Below are 20,400 nucleotides of genomic sequence, written 5' to 3'. Positions count from 1 at the left end.
ACAGATTAAAGCGTTAAAGAGAAAATCCCAGTAATAACGGCAAATAGCAGAGGGAACGAACCGAAAATAGGTGATTTTCAGAGGTCCGTCCCTAACAAATAAATTGAAGAGGTGATCAGAATGGTGGAGTTGACGGGTTGTAGTTTGAGTTTGGATGAGGCGAAGCGTGTGATTTATGGGAAGGAGCATGTGGAGCTGTCGCCGCTGAGTATGGAGCGGGTGCGGAAGAGTCGCGCAGCGGTTGAGAAGATCGTGAAGGAGAAGCGCGTGGTGTATGGAATCAACACGGGCTTTGGGAAGTTCAGTGATGTGCTGATCGATGTGGATGATGTGGAGGAGCTTCAGCTCAACCTCATTCATTCCCATGCGTGTGGAGTGGGTGACCCGTTCCCGGAGAATGTTTCACGTGCGATGCTTCTACTAAGATGTAACGCTCTTTTAAAAGGGTATTCCGGGGTTAGACCGGTCATCGTAGAACGTTTGGCTGAATTCCTGAACAAAGGGATCCATCCAGTAATCCCTCAGCAGGGTTCACTTGGTGCAAGCGGAGACTTAGCGCCGCTTTCCCATCTGGCACTTGCTCTAATGGGAGAGGGAGAAGTTCACTATGGGGGTGAAGTTCATCAGACACTCACTGTCCTATCTAAAGAAAACATCTTCCCAATCCAGCTTCAAGCGAAAGAAGGATTGGCACTGATCAACGGAACACAGGCCATGACGGCAATGGGCGTCATCGGTTACCTGGAGGCAGAAGAACTTGCTTTCCAAAGTGAGATGATTGCCAGTCTGACTATGGAAGGATTAAGAGGAATCATGGATGCCTTCGACGAAGATATTCATTTAGTAAGGGGATATCCTCAACAGGTCGCAACAGCTGAACGAATCAGAAACTACCTAGAGGACAGCAAACTCACAACGAAACAGGGAGAGCTACGAGTACAGGACGCCTACTCTCTAAGGTGCATCCCGCAAGTACATGGAGCATCCTGGCAGGCTCTTGATTACGTAAAAGAAAAACTCGAAATCGAAATGAACGCGGCGACGGATAATCCGCTGATCTTCGACGACGGGGAAAAGATCATCTCAGGTGGGAACTTCCACGGCCAACCGATCGCGTTTGCCATGGACTTCATGAAGATCGCCGTCGCAGAGCTCGCCAACATCTCAGAACGACGAATTGAACGTCTCGTAAACCCGCAGCTCAATGACCTGCCACCTTTCTTAAGCCCGCAGCCGGGACTTCAGTCAGGTGCGATGATCATGCAATACTGCGCAGCGTCACTTGTATCCGAAAACAAAACTCTTGCTCACCCGGCGAGCGTTGACTCAATCCCATCATCGGCCAACCAAGAAGATCACGTCAGCATGGGAACAATCGGATCACGTCACGCCTACCAGATCCTGCAGAACACAAGAAGAGTCCTCGCCGTCGAACTCATCTGCAACTTACAGGCAGCGGAACACAGAGGGACGGGCCTCATGGCAAGCAAAACACGCCAATTTTACGAAGAGGCGAGAAAGGTCATTCCTTCCATTACAAAGGACCGCATCTTCTCGAAAGACATAGAAAAAGCCAACGAGTGGCTGCAACAGACAACGCTAAGCACACTGATCAAAACAACCAAAACAAAGGAGGAAACGACAAATGGTTAAGGCAGACAAACGTATCGTACACGTAAAAAGAGGGACGGACCTTGAATGTAAAGGATGGGAGCAGGAAGCGGTTCTTCGCATGCTCTACAATAACCTCGATCCTGAGGTAGCAGAAATCCCTGAGGAGCTCGTTGTCTACGGCGGAATTGGAAAAGCGGCACGTAACTGGGAGTCCTTCGACGCCATCGTCCACACGCTAAGAAACTTAGAGAACGATGAAACCATGCTCGTTCAATCCGGAAAGCCGGTTGGAGTGTTCAAAACCCATAAAGCAGCGCCAAGGGTCCTGCTATCGAACTCAGTCCTCGTGCCAAAATGGGCGAACTGGGAGCACTTCCACGAGCTTGATCAAAAAGGCCTCATGATGTATGGCCAAATGACGGCGGGAAGCTGGATTTATATCGGTACACAAGGAATCCTCCAAGGGACGTACGAAACGTTCGCGGCTCTTGCGAAGAAACACTTCAACAACTCTCTTAAAGGGACGATCACTCTTACAGCCGGATTAGGCGGAATGGGTGGGGCGCAGCCACTGGCTGTTACGATGAACGGAGGAGTTGTGATCGCAGTCGACGTGGATGCAGAACGTATCCAAAAGCGTCTCGACACGAAATACTGTGACGTGAAAACCGATTCCATCGAAGAAGCTCTGATGATGGCGTATGAAGCACGCGACCAAGGCAAGCCACTTTCTATCGCTTTACTAGGAAACGCAGCAGAAGTTCATCATGAACTCCTCAAGCGTGACGTTAAAATCGATATTGTAACCGACCAAACATCAGCCCACGATCCACTGAACGGCTATGTCCCTGAAGGGTATACACTAGAAGCAGCGGCAGAGCTTCGCAAACAGGACCCGAAAGCCTACACGGCACTTTCACAAAAAAGCATGGCCAAGCACGTAGAAGCAATGCTTGAATTCCAGCATAGAGGGTCCATCGTATTCGACTACGGCAACAATATCCGCCAGGTCGCGAAGGATGAAGGAGTCGACAATGCCTTTGATTTCCCTGGCTTCGTACCGGCCTACATCCGTCCGCTATTCTGTGAAGGAAAAGGACCTTTCCGCTGGGCAGCACTTTCTGGCGATCCAGAAGACATCTATAGAACAGATCGCCTGATCAAAGAGCTTTTCCCAGAAAACGAAGCACTAAATCGCTGGATTGATATGGCACAGGAGCAAGTGGCCTTCCAAGGGCTTCCTTCCCGTATCTGCTGGTTAGGCTATGGTGAGCGTGTGAAGATGGGTCTTGCTATCAATGAACTGGTCAAAAACAGTGAGTTAAAAGCACCAATCGTCATCGGTCGTGACCACCTGGACTGTGGATCCGTTGCTTCACCAAACCGTGAAACAGAAAGCATGAAGGACGGCAGTGACGCAGTGGGTGACTGGGCAATCCTGAACGCCCTCATCAACACAGCGGCAGGCGGCTCCTGGATCTCCTTCCACCACGGCGGCGGAGTAGGCATGGGTTACTCATTACATGCCGGAATGGTCGTTGTGGCAGACGGGACGGACCTTGCGCAGGAACGTCTTGAGCGAGTACTAACAACAGACCCTGGAATGGGTGTCATCCGCCACGTTGACGCGGGTTACGACATCGCAGAAAAAACAGCCGAAAAACACAACATCCACATCCCGATGAACAAAGGAGGAGAGTAATATGACCGCAGCGCAATTCGACACAATCATCGACAATATCGGCCAGCTCCTGACAATGGATCACGGGGACGGACCTCTGAAAGGGAAGGCGATGAGCACCCTCCCTGTGAAAGAAAATGCAGCACTAGCCATCAAGGACGGCCTTGTCGCCTGGATCGGCACACATGAAGAAGCGCAAACTCTCAAAGCAACGGAACGTATCGATGCAGAAGGGAAGCTTGTTTCACCAGGTCTAGTAGACCCACATACGCATTTGGTCTTCGGCGGCTCCCGTGAACATGAAATGGCCCTGAAACAGCAGGGAGTTCCATACTTAGAAATCCTAAAGCGGGGAGGCGGCATCCTATCAACTGTAGGTGCCACCCGAGAAGCGTCGGAAGAAGAATTACTAACAAAAGCACGCTTCCATCTGAACAGAATGATCTCATACGGAGTCACGACTGTAGAAGCGAAAAGCGGCTACGGCCTGGACCGTCCGACAGAACTAAAACAGCTGAAAGTGGCAAAAAAACTAAACGAATCCCATCCGGCTGAAATTGTCTCTACATTCCTTGGAGCGCACGCGATCCCACCGGAATTCAAAGGCCGCTCCGATGAATTTTTACAAGAAATGCTCGACCTGCTATCCGACATCGAAAAAGAACAGCTCGCCGAATTCGTCGACATCTTCTGCGAAACAGGCGTATTCACCGTCGAACAGTCACGAGACTTTCTGACCAAAGCGAAAGAAAGAGGCTTCTCCGTCAAAATCCACGCCGACGAAATTGATCCACTAGGCGGAACGGAAATGGCAACGGAAGTCGGAGCTACGAGCGGAGACCACTTAGTAGGGGCTTCCGACAAAGGCATCCAAGCACTAGGAGAAACCGACACAATCGCTGTCCTTCTGCCAGGAACGTCCTTCTACCTAAACAAAGGCAAATTCGCCAACGCAAGAGGCATGATGGAAGCGGGAGCGGCAGTCGCCCTTTCCACTGATTTCAACCCGGGAAGTTCGCCGACAGAGAACCTGCAGTTCATCATGAACCTGGCTTCCTTACAATTAAAAATGACGCCGGAAGAAATCTGGAACGCGGTCACCGTCAACTCCGCCTACGCGATCAACAGGGGAGACTCGGCAGGAAAACTAGTAACAGGCAGAAAAGCGGACATCGTCCTTTGGGATGTACCAAACTATCACTATGTCCCATATCATTACGGAGTCAACCATACCAACACCGTTATGAAAGACGGCCGGATCATCTACCGCAGGGAGAAGCTTCATGAGCACATTTCAACACATTAAGCCGGCAGGAAAGGCACAGTTCAAAGACCGCTACACAACGAAAGCGGCTGAACTCCTAACACCATGGGAAGAAGGGAAGAAAGGGGATATCGCCATCATCGGCGCTCCCCTCTCCAAACCTTCCATCTCCCACTCAGGAGCAAGCTTTGCGCCTGACGCCATCAGACGCTGTCTGAACTCGTTCACAACCTACAACATCGAGAGAGGGACGGACCTCCAAGAAGACAGCAAAACAATCATTGATTTCGGCGACATCACCATGCACCCAACATCAATCGAAGAGTCACATCAACGAATCTATGAATCAACCAAAGCAGCTACCGAAACGAAAGCGGCACCCTTCACCATCATCCTGGGAGGCGACCATTCCATCACCACCTCAACGGTCAAAGCCATCAAGGAAACAACGGGAACGGTCGGGATCATCCAGTTCGACGCTCATCATGATCTCAGGAATACGGAGGATGGAGGGCCGACCAACGGAACGCCTTTCAGAAGGTTAATAGAAGGCGGCTACATCCAAGGGGAGCACCTGATTCAAATCGGCATCCGGAACTATGCCAACGCGAAAGCCTATCATGACTATGCCATCGAGCAGGGTGTTACGGTCTACACGATGAAGGATGTCAGACAACAACCCATCACAAAACTCATCCAAGAATCCCTGGCCCAACTGGAATCTAAAGTCGACACCATCTACCTATCCGTCGATATGGACGTTCTCGACCAGGCATATGCTCCCGGCTGTCCGGCAATCGGTCCAGGAGGAATGCACCCGGACACGCTCGCAGAGGGCATCGAGACCGCCCTCCAGCATCCAAAGGTCCACACCATGGACATCGTCGAAATCGACCCGACCCTCGACATCAGGGACATGACGAGCAGAGTGGCTGCTCATTTTATTCTAGAAACATTCATAAAATAATGAAAAGCTTTGGCAGTGATCCCCGCTGCCAAAGCTTTTTCTATTTCATTCGAAAATAAACAGGAATTTCCATTCCAACAGTAGAAATACAATACTACATACTCTACAGGGGGATCTACACCGAATGATACAAGCGCTAATTGGAATGGTATTTGCATGGTTATTTCTTTTCGCTTCTGCCTATATCGTCTTTACGCTTCCGCCCGTTTTCTTCAAAAAGAGAATGACGTATGAGAAAAAGGTTGTGGTGGAAGCGTTCATATTGAGTGGATGTTCATTGGCAGTACTGGCATTGCACCCTGTATATATACTCCTGAAATCGTTTGCTTTTGCGGCACTCGCACTAAATGTGGTTAAAGTCTTGGCTCTTCCGGTACTAGCCATATTGAAGAAGTCGGACAGAAGGAAGTACATTATTATGAAGCGGTTCGTAAGGAAGTTATAGGGAGGTCCGTCCCTCCAAACCAAAAAATCCACTTCATAGAGTGGATTTTTTGGTGGTTTGCATGGTGACTACATGCTTTCCTGTCTATTTAATTCATAGCCGGCGTGTATTTCTTTCATGCCGATGATTTTAAGGAAGTGCTGGAGTTTTTTCATACAGGGTTCTCCAAGGTCACCTGCGATGTCGAACTGATCGATGACAGCACACTTTTCAACGGTAGCAGTTGTGACTAGCTGGGACTTTCGATACGATACGTTGTTGTTCATAGCATACGTGGAAACCATGGCCTCGCCGATCTTGCAATCACCCTTGGAAAATTCAAATTGAAATACAATCGACAAATCTACATCAGAATATAGAGGATTTACTTTCATGCTTATGTTTTTCATCATGAAGCCCCCTTTCTTTTATTGTACTTTTATCCTATCAGATAAGATCAGAAGAGGTATTTGGAACCACAAAGCAATACGGGGTATATTAGTTTTGATATCTCTATATAAGCTCCTTTTTTCAACATAATTATAACTTCAGGAATATTCTCAAAAGAATATTTTGAGGTAAGCCTCTATGTGGTAACCTTAATTTGAGGATAACAATTTATTAATCGTAGGAAAAATGAAGTTTTTTAGCCCTCGAACACACAAATAAAAACATCCCTGAATGTATTCTTCATAATAAAAAAGTCCCCATCCAGTGGAGACAGTGAATATATATTAATAAACTGGAGGCAGAGGATCCTTCTTTACGTTCACACCAGCACCGGAATAGACGGGTGGAAGCGGGTCAACTGCTACTTCAACGCTCTTAGCAGAGTATACTGGAGGCAGTGGATCATATGCTATATGAGAGGTCGGCTGGTGCCCTTTAGATGTATCGGTTGTCGAATTTATAGCACCAAATCCCCCGAATAACAAGAAAGCGGCAGTCGAGATCATTAATAAACTTTTCTTCATGGGTATTTCCTCCCTTTTTCAAAATGGACGATTTTCGGTATTATTGAGTATATAGTGATATGTATATTAAACCATATATTCAAAATCGCTTCAGAGGTTACCTGTGGTCTTTGGGACCGCTTTTCAGTTAAAATAGTACCCGAAACGCATTATTTGATAAGAAAATATAATTCTAGGAATATTTTTAGGAGAGATGTTAATGGATTTTAGTGTGGTAGGGCAAAAAATAAAAGAATTACGTAAAAACATCGGTCTTTCACAAGAGGAACTAGCTGATGGTATTTGTACTCAGGCCCAGGTAAGCAAAATTGAAAAGGGAGACGTTTTTCCATATGCCTCGACACTATTCTTAATATCCCGCAAATTAGGAGTAGATGTGAACTACTTCTTTGATATCGGAATGACCCCCCGTCTTGATTATGTACAGGAAGTCAGCAAACAGCTGCAAATAGCCAGAAGAAACATGGATTATAATGAAATAAAAGAGATTGTAAATGCAGAAGAAGAAAACCCGCTCTTTTTTAATAATAATCGGAATCTTCAAATACTTCAATGGCATAAAGGCATTTATCAATTTGAACTGAACAAAAACATTGAAAACGCCGAGAATATTCTAAGGAATGCCATTTCTCTTACTCACACTACGGATAAAATTTGGTCTGAGCGAGAAATAGAAATCCTTCTTACCATAGGAGTAATGTATTCAGAGCAGGGACATTTGGAAGAGGCGTTGGAGATTTATCATGAAGTGAAAAACCATATCGTCACACTTCCCAACCTTGCAGACTTCACGCTAAAAACAAGACTCTATTATAATATTGCCAGAGTATTAACGAAGCTGATGGATATTGATGAATCTATACAATTTTGTAACGAGGCCATTGATTGGTGTGTACAGAAGGACAATATGTATCTCCTGGGAGAATTGCATTATCACATTGGTTATAACTACGAACTCAAAGGGGAATTAGAATACGCACAGAAATATATGGAAAAAGCACTCATCGTCTTCGAGCTCCAGGCAGACGATAAATTCATCCAGTACATCCGCAAAAAGATCGAAAGTCTAAGCAAGTAGGGACGGACCTTTAATTATTTGGAAATAATGAAGATGTGGGTGAAGAAGAAATGGAGATGAAAAGTAAAAAGATATCCTTAGGTATAAGTGTTTTATTAACTCTAACCGGTATCGTTATCCTGTTCATAGGGGCGTACTTCCTGATTCAGTCACTGAGAGAGTATCATTACCAAAGCTCATTTGAAAAAAAGTATGAATTCATTCCAATAAAGAATGATCATCATGTTCAAGTGTTTCACGGAGTCAAGATTAATACATTTCTAAAAGAGGAAAACAGAAATAATTTAAATTCTACAATCATACTCGAAATAAAAGATGAAATTGAAGCCGAGATTAAAGCATCTCCTGTAGATACTGACACAGATAGCATGAAAGCCTATTCGGATGTTATTCAATATAAACATATGGTAAATAGAGAAACCAACGAAGAGACTTTCATAATAGCGATGCAAACGACTCCTGCAGGTAAAAGGGTAGATACAAAGCAGTACCGCACTTACTCAATAAATGAAAACGGTGTCATCACTAAAAGTGAATTTACGATCGGTCACCAGTCAAAGGCTGAGACTCAATGGATAAGAGGGATATCCAAACAAAAGCATGGATACTACACAGACCTGCCATATCAAGATGGCGCATGGACCTCTTTGCTGCTTCTAATCGGATTCGGACTTCTGTCTCTGTTTAGTGGAATCAAGTTAGGGCAGAATGCATTCAATCGCTACAGTGGAGCTGCTGTTTAAGTCAGCTGATTTATGGCATCATACTATAAAAGGTAAAATCATAATGTTTACAGCTATTTTCCTTAACAACTGATGTTCATCTATTAGCTTTAGAATGTAAGGTCTCCCAAAAACCTTATCTGCAAATCTATCAGGTGTTGCGTTTATTACATAAGGAAAAGCCAGCCCAATATATTGGGCTGGCTTTTCCTTTCTAATCATCACTCATTCAAATCCAAATGATCCTTCAAATCATCTTGAACCTTTGTTCGTTCTTCTTCTGGCACGATATAATAGTAAATATCCTGAGTACCATTATTGATCATGGCTCCACTGCCGCTAATCTGACTTTGAGAGATGTTCTTGGTGGCACTCTTGTAGTTCTTTTGAATGTCGACCATTTCTTCAAGTGTCAAGTTGGTTTTCACATTTTCACCGATGGCATTGAAGATATCCCCGTAATTCCAAAGAGAGGAAACCTTTGCTCCCTCTTTCAATACGGCCTGGATGACTTGGCGCTGCCGTGCCTGGCGACCGAAGTCTCCCCTAGGGTCTTGCTTTCTCATACGGGCATAAGCTAACGCTTCTTTACCTGTTAAGTCAATTTGACCTTCAGCAAAGGAATATCCACCATCTTTAAAGGCGAATGTATTATCAACTGTAACGCCGCCGACGGCATTGACGATATCTTCAAACCCCTCCATATTGATCTTTGCGTAATAATCAATCGGGATATCAAGAAACTCTTCTACTGTATCCATGGACATTTCAATACCGCCGAACGCGTAGGCGTGATTGATCTTATCCTTGAAACCTTTGCCGATAATATCAACGCGGGTATCACGGGGGATACTCAGCATTTTAGTCGTCTTTTCGTGAGGGTTCACGGTCAGGACAATCATCGTGTCGGAACGCCCTCTGTCTCCGGATCTTTCATCCACTCCTAACAGTAGCACTGAGAAGGGGTGTTTTTTGTCGAATTCGACTTCTTTTTCACGCTTCTCTGATTTCGGACGGTCAATCTTCTCGTTCATCGTTTCAGCTGTCTTACTCAGTGAATGGTAAATGGAATAAGCATATGCTCCGCCTGCAAGCAATAGAAGAAGAAAAAGGATGCCGACGACTTTAGGCCATTTCCGTTTTTTATTATGTTTATCAGCTCTCAACATGTTTCCCACCTAAATGTATTAAATTTGCACATATGAAGAATATACTAGAAATCTCAGGAAAAAGAAATACATTAGTAAAATTTTGTCTTTGTATGTCGGGTTTTAAAGAAAATATGAACTTTTTGTCCATTCTAACTGGAGAGAATGGCTATATTTGGTACAATTACAATGTAATAGATAAAGAGATGGGGGAGGATATTTTTGATGAGAAAGGTGAGAATGTCCATTCTACTGTTCGTCTTTGTTTTCAGTTTTATACTGCTTGATCAGGCAAAGGCGAGCTCGAATGTAGAACGGATCAGGGGTGAAAACAGGTACGATACGGCCGGAATGATTTCATTTTGGGGTTGGAACCAATCAGATGCTGTAGTGGTGGCAAGCGGTGAAACATTCCCGGATGCACTGGCAGGGGGGCCCCTGGCATATAAATTAAACGCGCCGATACTATTAACGTATAAAGACAGATTACCTGAAGAAACGAAAGACCGAATTTCTCAACTGCAGGCCAGTCACGTATACATATTAGGCGGGGCGAGTGCAATATCCGGAAGAGTAGAGAAGGAATTAAAAGATTCTGGTATGAAAATTACCCGGATTGGAGGAGAGGACCGCTTTCAGACAGCGGCTAAGATAGCGGACTATCTGCCATCCGATCAAGCCATTGTGGCAAACGGAAGGAATTTCCCTGACGCTCTGGCAGTAGCACCTTATGCGGCTAAAAATGGCATTCCAATTGTGTTAACAGAATCCGATACATTGCCGGAAGCTACGGAAATGGTAACAAGGGATAAGAAGAAATTGATCTTAGTAGGGGGAGAAAGCGCCATTTCATCCAACGTGGCATCGAAGCTTCCTTCGGTTTCGCGATATGGTGGGGCAGACCGCTATGAAACGGCTCAGAAAATTATTAATGGGCTTCCAATGGCAAAGGAACGAGCTTACGTGTCTACAGGTGCTAATTTTGCAGACGCACTGACAGGGTCGGTACTTGCAGCAAAAGAAAACGCACCGATTTTATTGGTCCAAAAAGATAAGATTCCTTCTTCTATTCATAATTTGGTAGATTCATATGAAACATTTTCAATACTTGGTGGAGCGAATGCTGTTTCCACCAACGTTCAAGAAAGATTAGTGGTAAGCACCGAGGAATTTCAATTCCAAGGGGTTCACGTAAATGCTTCTGAAAATCTACTAAGGTCAACATTAGGTGCCCCTCAAAGAATAGATGAGAGTCGATACAGCTTTGATTGGTTCGTGTACAATAAGGATCCGAAAACATACATTCAATTCGGTGTATTTTATGGGAACGTGGTGGCTGTATATACGAACTCTGACAGCTGGATGTCCAAGTCAGGACTTAAGCTGGGAATGGGTAAAGCCGAGGTTGAGAACACGCTGAAACAAATAGGGGCAGTACCAGATCAGGAAAATGATTATTACTACGACGATCAGATGATAAGGGTATATTATGATGGTATGGATAAGGATTCCTTATCAGGGATTTTATTGATGAGGGAAGACTTTATGACGGTCAATCCGGATGCGGACATGGGAGAATTAAAGACCAGTATGGAGAAGCAGCTTCGCGACCAGGCCAATGCTTTAAGGGCCAGGCATCTTATTGCTCCTTTAAAGGAGGATAAAGAAGCGCGTGAAGTGGCAAGAGCCCATAGTAAAGACATGGCTGTACGAAACTATTTCAGTCATGACAATCCTGAGGGACTATCCCCTTTTCAAAGATTAAGCAAAGCGGGAATCAGCTATACATCAGCAGGAGAAAACATCGCGGCCGGTCAGTTCAATGCAATTGCGGTTCATGATGAATGGGTGAACTCTGCCGGTCATCGTAAAAATATCCTAAGCCCACTCTTTCATAATCTGGGGGCAGGGGTATATATAGGTGGGGAATACGGTATCTACTATACGGAGGATTTCTACACACCCTAAGCAAATCACCAGGGACATGTTAGAAGATAGCAACTTAAATAAAAAAACACCGATAAATTAAGGTATTTATCGGTGTTTTTTTCGCGAAAAGATGTACGGTAGAAACGATAGAGCTTTACTCTAAGCCTAGATCTTGTATTACATCATCAGGGATTGCATTTTCTCCTCCAAGTACAAATACTCTATATGCGTTAAGAGACTGCAAATAATCTTTTATTTCTTCATTAGAACTTGTTGGATGCACTAACAACAGCTTCGTTCCGTATTTATGCGCTAATGCTGAAGCGACAACTGCGTCCGGATAATCTTGCTTTGTTGCAGAAACAGACTCACCACGAACCAAAATGACTTTTAGTAAAGGTCCGTTGTATTGCTTTTCCGCGGCTGCCATACTGGTTTCGTATCGATTTACACCTGCAATCCGATTGACTGTAATCCCTTTGGATTTGATGGAGTTGACCAGGGAGTCGGAAATAACAGAGGTACCTCCATACACATCGACTGAAGTGATATTATCCGGTAAAATGACAGGCGATCTATCTTTCGTTGCTAAATAAATAGGAATTCTTTGAGTAGCCGCAGAAGCAGAAGCAGATAAAGCGTCTGCGACAGTATATCCATTCGCAATGATTGCTTTCGTGTTCTGCTTATTGACTGATAAGACGATATCATTAATCTTAGCGGCTGTTTCAAATCGGTTCGTACCGGAGACACGTTTCACGTTATACCCCAGGTTTTTTAATTTATTTTCCACTGTGCCATTAATAGCAGACGTTCCACCGAGCAAGTAAATATTCTCCGGCTTTAATCGTTTTAACTCATTCAGAACAGATTGTTCAATTTTGTCTGGATAGGTTAATAAAATCGGTGCGTCCTTGGCACCTGATAAGCTGGATGCTGCTAAAGCATCGGCAGGTTCATCTGCACGTGCCAAAATCACCGCCTTTTCAGGAGGGAAGATCAGACCGGTAGGCCACCCTCTATTCGACACTTCAATGGCCGTGTCCAATCGGGATTTACCTGAGAATCGTATGTAATCATTCACCGGTTCACCATTTTGTCCCACAAGATGGACCGTGAGAATTTCATGTACGTTTGGGGAAAAAGGGTTTGAAACCTCAAATTGCTGACCGCTATAGTCCACTTCCCCTGAGTATGTACCACTCAACCAAAAATTCCCTGCTGCGAAATATCCATTTACGACCGGTTCACAATAATTTGTCCCGGGCACACTATTTTCAAAGTAAACATCATCTACCGATATCGTCATTTCACATTCACCATATGTAACTTCGTTTCCGCTTGCAACACCTGTGTAGGTTGAACTAAATAAAACAAGAGCAAGCAAGGTGCTGAATATCTTAGGTATTTTCATTGTTAACTCTTCCTTTCTCTACTAACTTCGGCTAAAAACGGTAAAATAGTAACAATATATGTGGATTCTCGCCATAGTAACAAGAAAACCACTGCATTTAACAAATAAAAACGCCCAGCGTTTGATCTGAGCGTTTTTTACTTGTTATCCCTTACTTTTCTAATTCAGGGTTTTCTATTATTCTACAACTCATAAAATCTCTTAAATCCGTCGAATTTCGACTTCCAGTAGGAATTATTCAAGCTGCTAACCTGTACACCATTGTCCCCGGCATGGATAAATTCATTATTGCCTAAATAAATGCCTAAGTGAGAAATGCCTTTTTTATATGTATTTTCGAAGAATACAATATCTCCGGGCTGTGGCTGGTTCACATAATAAGAGCGATTATAGTACCCTTCGCTTGAGAGACGCTGGATTCCTTGTGCGCCTGCCTGCTTGAATACATAATAGATAAATCCGCTGCAATCGAAGCCGCCAACTGAAGAGCCACCCCACACATAAGGAGTTCCCATATGAGACGTTGCCTCACTTAATAATTTATTAACGGAGAAAGAGGATGAGCTTTCGGGTGCAGAGGGTTTCACCTCTGAACTGGCTGATCCGTTCAATGTAAGAACTTGCCCCACAGAAAGGAAATCACTTGAAAGTCCATTCCAGCTCTTAAGGGAAGAGACGGTTACACCGTATAGCGCCCCTATATAAGATAAAGTATCTCCTGACTTCACTGTATAGCTGGTCTTGGAGTTATCCTGTTTAGGAGGAACAGGCGTAGGGGTCTCTGTTGCAGGCTGAGAACCTGAGTTCGAGACTTTCAAAACTTGACCAATCGATAAGAAATCGCTGGAAAGTCCATTAAGCTTCTTTAACTCGGCTACCGTCACATCAAACTTCACACCGATATGCCCCAATGTATCCCCTGACTGAACCGTATAGGTAGACTGTGAACCAGATGGTGCCGAAGTAGGTGCGGGTTCAGGATTACTTGATGCAGGAGTGTTTCCGGCATTCGCGACCTTCAGTACCTGGCCAGGATAAATCAGATGCCCTTTAAGTCCATTCCAACTCATTAAGTCACTGAGAGAAATCGAATGCTTGTAAGCGATTTGTCCCAATGTGTCCCCTGGTTTGATGGTATATGTTTTGGCTCCTGTCTGAACGGGTGATTCAGTTTTCTCAGGTGGGGCAGTAGTTGCCGTATCCCCTTTTAGAGCAACTTTCAATACCTGGTTAGGGAAAATCATCTCTGATTGCAACTGATTCCAGTTCTTCAGGTTGGAAACAGAAGTATCATACTTATTCGCAATCGACCAGAGGGAGTCTCCCGGTGCAACCTTGTGAGAGTTTGCCAAGGCTGTACCGACAAACGAAGACGAGAGGACAGCCGTAGCTGCTACAGAAACCAATGTCTTTTTCACGTACACTTCTCCTTTATTGTCATAGTTTGATAGATAATACCGTCATTTTATCACAATTATTGGAGAAAAAGACTAAATAATTCCTTAAATAGTAAAAAATTATTGCTTTTTGACTAAGAATTCCGTAATGCCTTTGGCCCATGCTTTGTGTCCTTTTTCATTAGGACTGCTTACACTGTCTAAATATGTTTTGATTTCTTCGTCTTCTACATCGGGCCAGTTAGACCAATGATCGATATATGGAATATCACTGTCTTGAGCATATTCCTGGATGGCCTCTACCTGCGATGCATAATTGGCTGGCTGATAAATCGGCTGAGGAGGCGTAAGGACAAAGGAAACACCGGGAGATAATTTCTTCACCTCGTCCATGATGGTTCCAATACTTTGAAGGGTGTCTTCAATTAGAACGTTTCCATTATCCTTAAATACAAAAGGTTCAAATATGATTAGGTTAGGCTTTAAATCCCCTACTTCTTCGTATTTCTCTTCCTGAATGAATTCCAAGGTGCTGGTCTCAAAGCTCATACTCTCAACAGAAATCGTATCCCCGTAAATCTCTTGAAGAGAGTCTTGAACGATATCGTTCCACCCTTCGTCAATAGAATCCATTTCAGTTGACCCCATTAAGAGAATATGGAAAGCCTCTCCGGCTTTTAACTTCTCTTCATAAAGAGACTGAGCTTCCTCCGGCCAATTCCCTGTGAAAGACAGGTATTTCTGCTCGTCAGAGTCGATAGTTGATGTTTTCTCTTCTTTAGCAGGGGAATCTTCCTTCGCTTGCTTGGAAGAATTTTCAGTAGAAATAGATCCGGCAGTCATCGAATTCCAGTGGGAATTTCCATAGACAATGACTCCACCGCACAAGATCAACAATAGTATTATAAGTGCTTTCTTCATTTCTTACCTCCTATTATTATTAATCTTGGAAAATCAATCCAAATGTGATTGACCCCTTCCAATAATAAACAATCTGTTGTTTAATAGTAATGTAACAAAAGATTTCAATTCTATTAAAATTATGACAAGATTCCCTAAAAATAACAAGAACTTATGATATAATATGACAAGATTTTTATTTTTTGAGAATTTTAGGAGGCTATCATGGAAGAAACCATCAGTTTAAAGGAGCTCATTCAGACGTTGAAGAAACGCATGAGCCTCATCATCATACTGACCCTTGTGGCAGTATTGGTCAGTGCGGCCATCAGTTATTTCGTCCTCACACCAATCTATCAATCGTCCACTCAATTGCTTGTGAATAAATCCAATCAAGACCAGCAGAATTCATTCAATGTAGGGGAAGTGCAAACCAACCTGCAGTTGATCAATACATATAATGTCATCATGAAAAGCCCGGCAATTCTTGATATTGTCATTGATGAATTAAATCTGGATATGACAACAGGTGCGTTAAATGAAAAAGTCACGGTCCAAAGCGAAAAGGACTCCCAGGTCGTGAACATTTCCGTGCAGGATAAAGATCCGAAGCAGGCAGCAGCCATTGCGAACAAGATTGCACAAGTGTTCCAAAAGGAAATTGTCGATATTATGAATGTGGATAACGTAAGTATTCTTGCAAAGGCTGAATTAGGTAAAAATCCTTCACCGATCAAGCCACAGCCATTATTGAACATTGCCATTGCAATGGTAGTAGGCTTAATGGCCGGTGTTGGCCTTGCCTTCTTATTAGAATTCTTGGATAACACGATTAAAACAGAGCAGGATATTGAGAAAAACCTGGAGCTTCCATTATTAGGAGTGATCCCGACGATTTCAGAAAGTGAATTTCAGAGGGTAGCCCACCGCCAGGAAAGAACGTCAAGACGCAGAGGTGAAAGTGTCGGTGTTTAAGAGAAAAAGTAAACCAATGAACTCAAATTCAAGAAAACTGATTGCGAAAGCGAATCCAAAATCGCCGGTTTCCGAGCAATATCGTACCATTCGGACAAATATTCAATTCTCATCTGTAGACCAGGAATACCGTTCCATCATGGTCACATCCGGAGGACCAGGGGAAGGGAAATCCACAACGGCCGCCAATCTGGCCATTGTATTCGCCCAACAGGGGAAAACGGTGCTACTGGTTGACGCTGATATGAGAAAGCCAACCGTCCATTATACCTTTAACTTTCCGAATACAACGGGATTAACGAATGTATTGACACGCCAAATCGAGTTAAAGGAAGCCGTCAAAGACAGCGGTGTAGACAAGTTGCATATCTTATCAAGCGGACCGATTCCACCGAACCCTGCAGAATTATTAAGCTCGAGAGCGATGGAGCAATTCTTTGTGGATGCGTATGAGGAATACGACTTGATCCTATTCGATACACCACCTGTCCTTGTCGTGACAGATGCACAAATCATGGCCAACCAGTGCCAGGGAAGCATTCTGGTCGTTTCCAGCGGGAAGACGGAAATGGAACCGGCGAAGAAAGCGAAGTCACTGTTAGAGGCAACCAATGGAAAGCTGCTTGGAACCGTTCTTAATAATAAGAAATCAACGGAAACCGATTACTACTATTACTACGGAAAATAAAAAGAATTCGACAAATTTCACCTCTTTACAAATATACCTAGTGGTGTAAAATGGAATACGTTGTAAAAATAAGTCGAAAGAACTATATGAAGGAGGAGTTTGTAATGATTGACATTCACAGCCATATCCTGCCGGGGATCGATGACGGCGCCAAGACGATTTATGACAGTATCGACATGGCGAAGCAAGCGGTCTCTGAAGGAATTCATACAATCATTGCAACTCCTCATCATCGGAATGGCAAATACGACAATGTAAAGTCAGACATCCTTCCATTAATAGAAGAAGTGAACAGCCGTTTCAAAGATGAGCAAATTAGTCTTGAAGTACTTCCAGGTCAGGAATGCCGCATTTATGGTGAAATTTTAGAAGATTACGAAAAGGGCGACATCTTGCCGTTAAACCAAGTATCCCAATATCTATTTATTGAATTTCCATCGAGTTCCGTTCCACGATACGCCGAACGGCTACTATATGACATCCAGGTGAAAGGACTTACTCCAGTCATCGTCCACCCGGAGCGAAATGCTGAACTGATTGAGCGGCCTGATAAGCTGTACAAGCTTGTACAAGGGGGAGCCGTTACACAGTTAACTGCATCCAGCCTTGTCGGCTACTTCGGGAAGAACATCCAGAAATTTTCACAGCAAATGATCCAAACCAACCTGACACACTTCATCGCATCGGACGCTCATAACATACATAACCGAACCTTCAAAATGGAAGAAGCAATGGACTATATAGAGAAGAAGTATGGAACCGACATGGTCTATTACTTTATAGAGAATGCAGAATTGCTGGTGGATGGAAAGGCGATTTATAAAGAGATACCTGAATTGATCAAGAAGAAGAAGTTCCTCGGAATCTTCTAACACATTGAGATACAGGTAGTATCCTAACATGCTATTGTCGTTGGTGAATATGAAACAAAGAGTTGCACAACAACAGTAGAATTTTGGGGGATGTCTCCTTACCATTATCAACGGAGGCACTCGAACACACCGTGGGTGAAGAGGGAACTCTTGACCTTAGACGCTCGTCGTCGCTGGTGGGTTGTGAGGAAGGGTTAGATGCCCACATATACTATTTTATTAGTTGAGGTAAAGATAATCAATGTAAACGAATTATGTAATTTATTCTTATGATAGAAAAAATAATCTTAACTGTTAAATCAAGGTGTAAAAATGAAGAATTTCCAAATGATAATAAAAAGCGATTGGGTAATATCTATCAAGATGTACCAATCGACCGTTTAGAGGAAATGTTCATAGTGAAACAAGCGATTGAAAAAAGATTAAATGATCAAAAGTGAATCTAGATGCCTAAGGAAAGGATATACGACAGTATGTTTTCCTTAGGTATTTAATTTGTCAAAATAACGTAGAAAAGAAGGGATTCATGTGAGTTATACAAAACGGGTATCACTGTTGATGCTGCTGGATTCAATTATCGTATTAACAGCCATTTATTTCGGTTATTATCTCCTTCACCCATCCTTCAGCCTGTACACGTTGCCTACACTCATCTTAAGCTCATGTGCATTACTGGTAAGTCATCACCTCTTTGCCTTTATCTATCGCCTTTATCAGAAAGCGTGGGAGTATGCCAGCGTAGGTGAAATGCTTGCCATCATCAGGGCGATCACATTTTCCATTGTAACAACGGGGACTTTTCAATTTGTTGTGAATGGTGATATCTATGTACGGGTGCTTGCCGTGACGTGGATGCTCCACATTATCTTAATAGGCGGATCACGGTTCTCATGGAGAATGTACAGACATTATTACATAAAGCCTAAACAGGAAAAGAAGAGAGCGTTAATTATTGGAGCTGGGTCAGCGGGGTCCATGCTTGTCCGTCAGTTGATCAAAAGTCAGGATACTGACTTGCTTCCTGTTGGATTCATTGATGATGATTCAAAGAAATTCAAACTGCAAATCTATGGCGTAACGGTGCTTGGAGGCACAAAGGAAATTCCTGCTATTGTTGAAAAATACAAGGTTGATAATATCATTATTGCCATTCCTTCCCTTCGAAAAGGCGAAATTCAGGAAGTCTATCAGCAGTGCAGTAAGACAACTGCCAAGACTCAAATCATGCCGATGATTGAAGATATCGTGTCTGGTAAAGTGGCGGTCAATCAATTTCGTGAAGTACAGGTCGAGGATCTACTAGGTCGTGAACCTGTAGAACTTGATACAGATACCATTTCAAAGAAAATATCTGGGAAAACGGTACTAGTTACAGGTGCCGGTGGTTCCATCGGGTCTGAATTATGCCGTCAGGTGAGTAAGTTCAAGCCGGAAAAGCTTGTATTAGTAGGACATGGGGAAAACTCCATCTACACAATTGATATGGAGCTGAGAAATAAATACGGCACAGAATTGAAGGTCATTCCTATTATTGCTGATATTCAGGACCGCAGCCGGATCTTTGAAGTATTTGAAGAGCATACTCCTGATGTTGTGTATCATGCGGCTGCCCATAAGCATGTTCCTTTAATGGAATACAATCCTAAAGAAGCTGTTAAGAACAATGTTCTTGGGACAAAGAATGTTGCTGAAGCTGCGGATACCTTTGGTGTGAATACTTTTGTATTAGTATCTTCAGATAAGGCAGTAAATCCTACGAACGTTATGGGATCTACTAAGAGAATTGCAGAAATGGTTATTCAGAATTTAAATAAAGAAAGTCATACGAATTTTGTTGCAGTACGTTTCGGTAACGTGTTGGGCAGTCGTGGTAGTGTTATCCCATTATTTAAAAAACAGATTCAAGCTGGTGGGCCTGTCACGGTTACTCATCCTGATATGACTAGATACTTTATGACGATTCCAGAAGCATCCCGTTTAGTTATGCAGGCTGGAGCTCTAGCTCGTGGTGGGGAAATCTTTGTTCTTGATATGGGAGAGCCAGTAAAAATTGTAGACCTAGCCAAAAATCTAATCAAATTATCAGGTTATACAATAGAAGAAATAGGTATTAAATATGCAGGAATCCGACCTGGTGAAAAGATGTATGAGGAATTACTCGGAGAGAATGAAGTTCATGGTAAGGCAGTGTTTCCGAAAATCTTTATTGGTAAAACCGTTGATTTTGAATATAAGAGAGTTTTGAACTTGATTGAGAACCATACTGACTTTGATCCCCCATATTTAGCAAACTATGTATTAGATTTAGCAAATAAAAATGATCAGTTGTTAGTGAAAAATGCAAACTAAGGAG

Annotated in this window: 18 protein-coding genes; 12 read left to right on the top strand and 6 right to left on the bottom strand. The window is 43.4% G+C overall.

Annotated elements, in window-relative coordinates; translation table 11 throughout:
- Window positions 1-120 precede the first annotated feature (120 nt).
- The 5 genes from hutH to LCL96_RS18355 all read left to right on the top strand — a co-directional run bounded on the left by hutH (window position 121) and on the right by LCL96_RS18355 (window position 5,971).
- Window positions 121-1,653, top strand: a complete 1,533-nt coding sequence (gene hutH / locus LCL96_RS18375) for a histidine ammonia-lyase (protein WP_224943859.1) — start codon at window positions 121-123, stop codon at window positions 1,651-1,653.
- Complete coding sequence (gene hutU, locus LCL96_RS18370) at window positions 1,646-3,316, top strand: urocanate hydratase (protein WP_224943857.1); 1,671 nt, start codon at window positions 1,646-1,648, stop codon at window positions 3,314-3,316. The genes hutH and hutU overlap by 8 nt, the downstream gene beginning before the upstream one ends.
- A gap of 1 nt (window position 3,317) precedes the next feature.
- Window positions 3,318-4,601 (top strand): imidazolonepropionase, encoded by a 1,284-nt coding sequence (hutI, locus tag LCL96_RS18365; protein WP_224943855.1) that lies wholly within the window; start codon window positions 3,318-3,320, stop codon window positions 4,599-4,601.
- Window positions 4,579-5,526, top strand: a complete 948-nt coding sequence (gene hutG / locus LCL96_RS18360; RefSeq protein ID WP_224943852.1) for a formimidoylglutamase — start codon at window positions 4,579-4,581, stop codon at window positions 5,524-5,526. Before hutI ends, hutG begins: the two co-directional genes overlap by 23 nt.
- Before the next feature lie 124 nt (window positions 5,527-5,650).
- Window positions 5,651-5,971, top strand: coding sequence for a hypothetical protein (locus LCL96_RS18355; protein WP_224943849.1), 321 nt, complete (start codon window positions 5,651-5,653; stop codon window positions 5,969-5,971).
- Between the two features lie 68 nt (window positions 5,972-6,039).
- Here LCL96_RS18355 and LCL96_RS18350 read toward each other — a convergent pair whose 3' ends face one another.
- Entirely contained in the window at window positions 6,040-6,363 is a 324-nt protein-coding gene (locus LCL96_RS18350; RefSeq protein ID WP_224943846.1) for a hypothetical protein, read from the bottom strand.
- Between the two features lie 321 nt (window positions 6,364-6,684).
- Entirely contained in the window at window positions 6,685-6,924 is a 240-nt protein-coding gene (locus tag LCL96_RS18345) for a hypothetical protein (protein ID WP_224943844.1), read from the bottom strand.
- A 199-nt stretch (window positions 6,925-7,123) separates the two neighbouring features.
- Between LCL96_RS18345 and LCL96_RS18340 the strand changes: the two genes are divergently transcribed.
- Both LCL96_RS18340 and LCL96_RS18335 read left to right on the top strand, forming a co-directional pair.
- Window positions 7,124-8,002 (top strand): helix-turn-helix domain-containing protein, encoded by an 879-nt coding sequence (locus tag LCL96_RS18340; protein ID WP_224943842.1) that lies wholly within the window; start codon window positions 7,124-7,126, stop codon window positions 8,000-8,002.
- Window positions 8,003-8,052: 50 nt separating this feature from the next.
- Window positions 8,053-8,745: a hypothetical protein gene (locus tag LCL96_RS18335; RefSeq protein ID WP_224943839.1), complete on the top strand. Its 693-nt coding sequence runs from the start codon at window positions 8,053-8,055 to the stop codon at window positions 8,743-8,745.
- A 200-nt stretch (window positions 8,746-8,945) separates the two neighbouring features.
- On the opposite strand, the gene LCL96_RS18330 is transcribed toward LCL96_RS18335, so the two are convergent.
- A complete protein-coding gene (locus LCL96_RS18330) occupies window positions 8,946-9,893 on the bottom strand; it encodes a LytR family transcriptional regulator (RefSeq protein ID WP_224943837.1) in 948 nt (315 codons plus the stop codon).
- A 204-nt stretch (window positions 9,894-10,097) separates the two neighbouring features.
- On the opposite strand from LCL96_RS18330, the gene LCL96_RS18325 reads away from it, so the two are divergent.
- Entirely contained in the window at window positions 10,098-11,840 is a 1,743-nt protein-coding gene (locus LCL96_RS18325; protein ID WP_224943833.1) for a cell wall-binding repeat-containing protein, read from the top strand.
- 115 nt (window positions 11,841-11,955) lie between these two features.
- On the opposite strand, the gene LCL96_RS18320 is transcribed toward LCL96_RS18325, so the two are convergent.
- The 3 genes from LCL96_RS18320 to LCL96_RS18310 form a co-directional block, all read right to left on the bottom strand.
- Entirely contained in the window at window positions 11,956-13,215 is a 1,260-nt protein-coding gene (locus LCL96_RS18320; protein WP_224943830.1) for a cell wall-binding repeat-containing protein, read from the bottom strand.
- A 182-nt stretch (window positions 13,216-13,397) separates the two neighbouring features.
- On the bottom strand, window positions 13,398-14,633 hold the full coding sequence (locus tag LCL96_RS18315; protein WP_224943827.1) for a LysM peptidoglycan-binding domain-containing protein: 1,236 nt from the start codon (window positions 14,631-14,633) through the stop codon (window positions 13,398-13,400).
- A gap of 99 nt (window positions 14,634-14,732) precedes the next feature.
- Entirely contained in the window at window positions 14,733-15,533 is an 801-nt protein-coding gene (locus LCL96_RS18310; protein ID WP_224943824.1) for an SGNH/GDSL hydrolase family protein, read from the bottom strand.
- Window positions 15,534-15,737: 204 nt separating this feature from the next.
- Between LCL96_RS18310 and LCL96_RS18305 the strand changes: the two genes are divergently transcribed.
- The 4 genes from LCL96_RS18305 to LCL96_RS18290 all read left to right on the top strand — a co-directional run bounded on the left by LCL96_RS18305 (window position 15,738) and on the right by LCL96_RS18290 (window position 20,396).
- Window positions 15,738-16,487 (top strand): YveK family protein, encoded by a 750-nt coding sequence (locus LCL96_RS18305; RefSeq protein ID WP_224943822.1) that lies wholly within the window; start codon window positions 15,738-15,740, stop codon window positions 16,485-16,487.
- Window positions 16,488-16,503: 16 nt separating this feature from the next.
- Window positions 16,504-17,175: a CpsD/CapB family tyrosine-protein kinase gene (locus LCL96_RS18300; RefSeq protein WP_224944498.1), complete on the top strand. Its 672-nt coding sequence runs from the start codon at window positions 16,504-16,506 to the stop codon at window positions 17,173-17,175.
- A 104-nt stretch (window positions 17,176-17,279) separates the two neighbouring features.
- Window positions 17,280-18,047 (top strand): tyrosine-protein phosphatase, encoded by a 768-nt coding sequence (locus LCL96_RS18295; protein ID WP_224943820.1) that lies wholly within the window; start codon window positions 17,280-17,282, stop codon window positions 18,045-18,047.
- A gap of 528 nt (window positions 18,048-18,575) precedes the next feature.
- A complete protein-coding gene (locus LCL96_RS18290) occupies window positions 18,576-20,396 on the top strand; it encodes a polysaccharide biosynthesis protein (RefSeq protein WP_224943817.1) in 1,821 nt (606 codons plus the stop codon).
- The last annotated feature ends 4 nt before the right edge of the window (window positions 20,397-20,400 follow it).

The sequence above is a fragment of the Rossellomorea aquimaris genome, from assembly GCF_020172085.1.
Lineage (GTDB): Bacteria > Bacillota > Bacilli > Bacillales > Bacillaceae_B > Rossellomorea > Rossellomorea aquimaris_E.
This window is presented reverse-complemented; position numbering and strand designations above follow the sequence as displayed.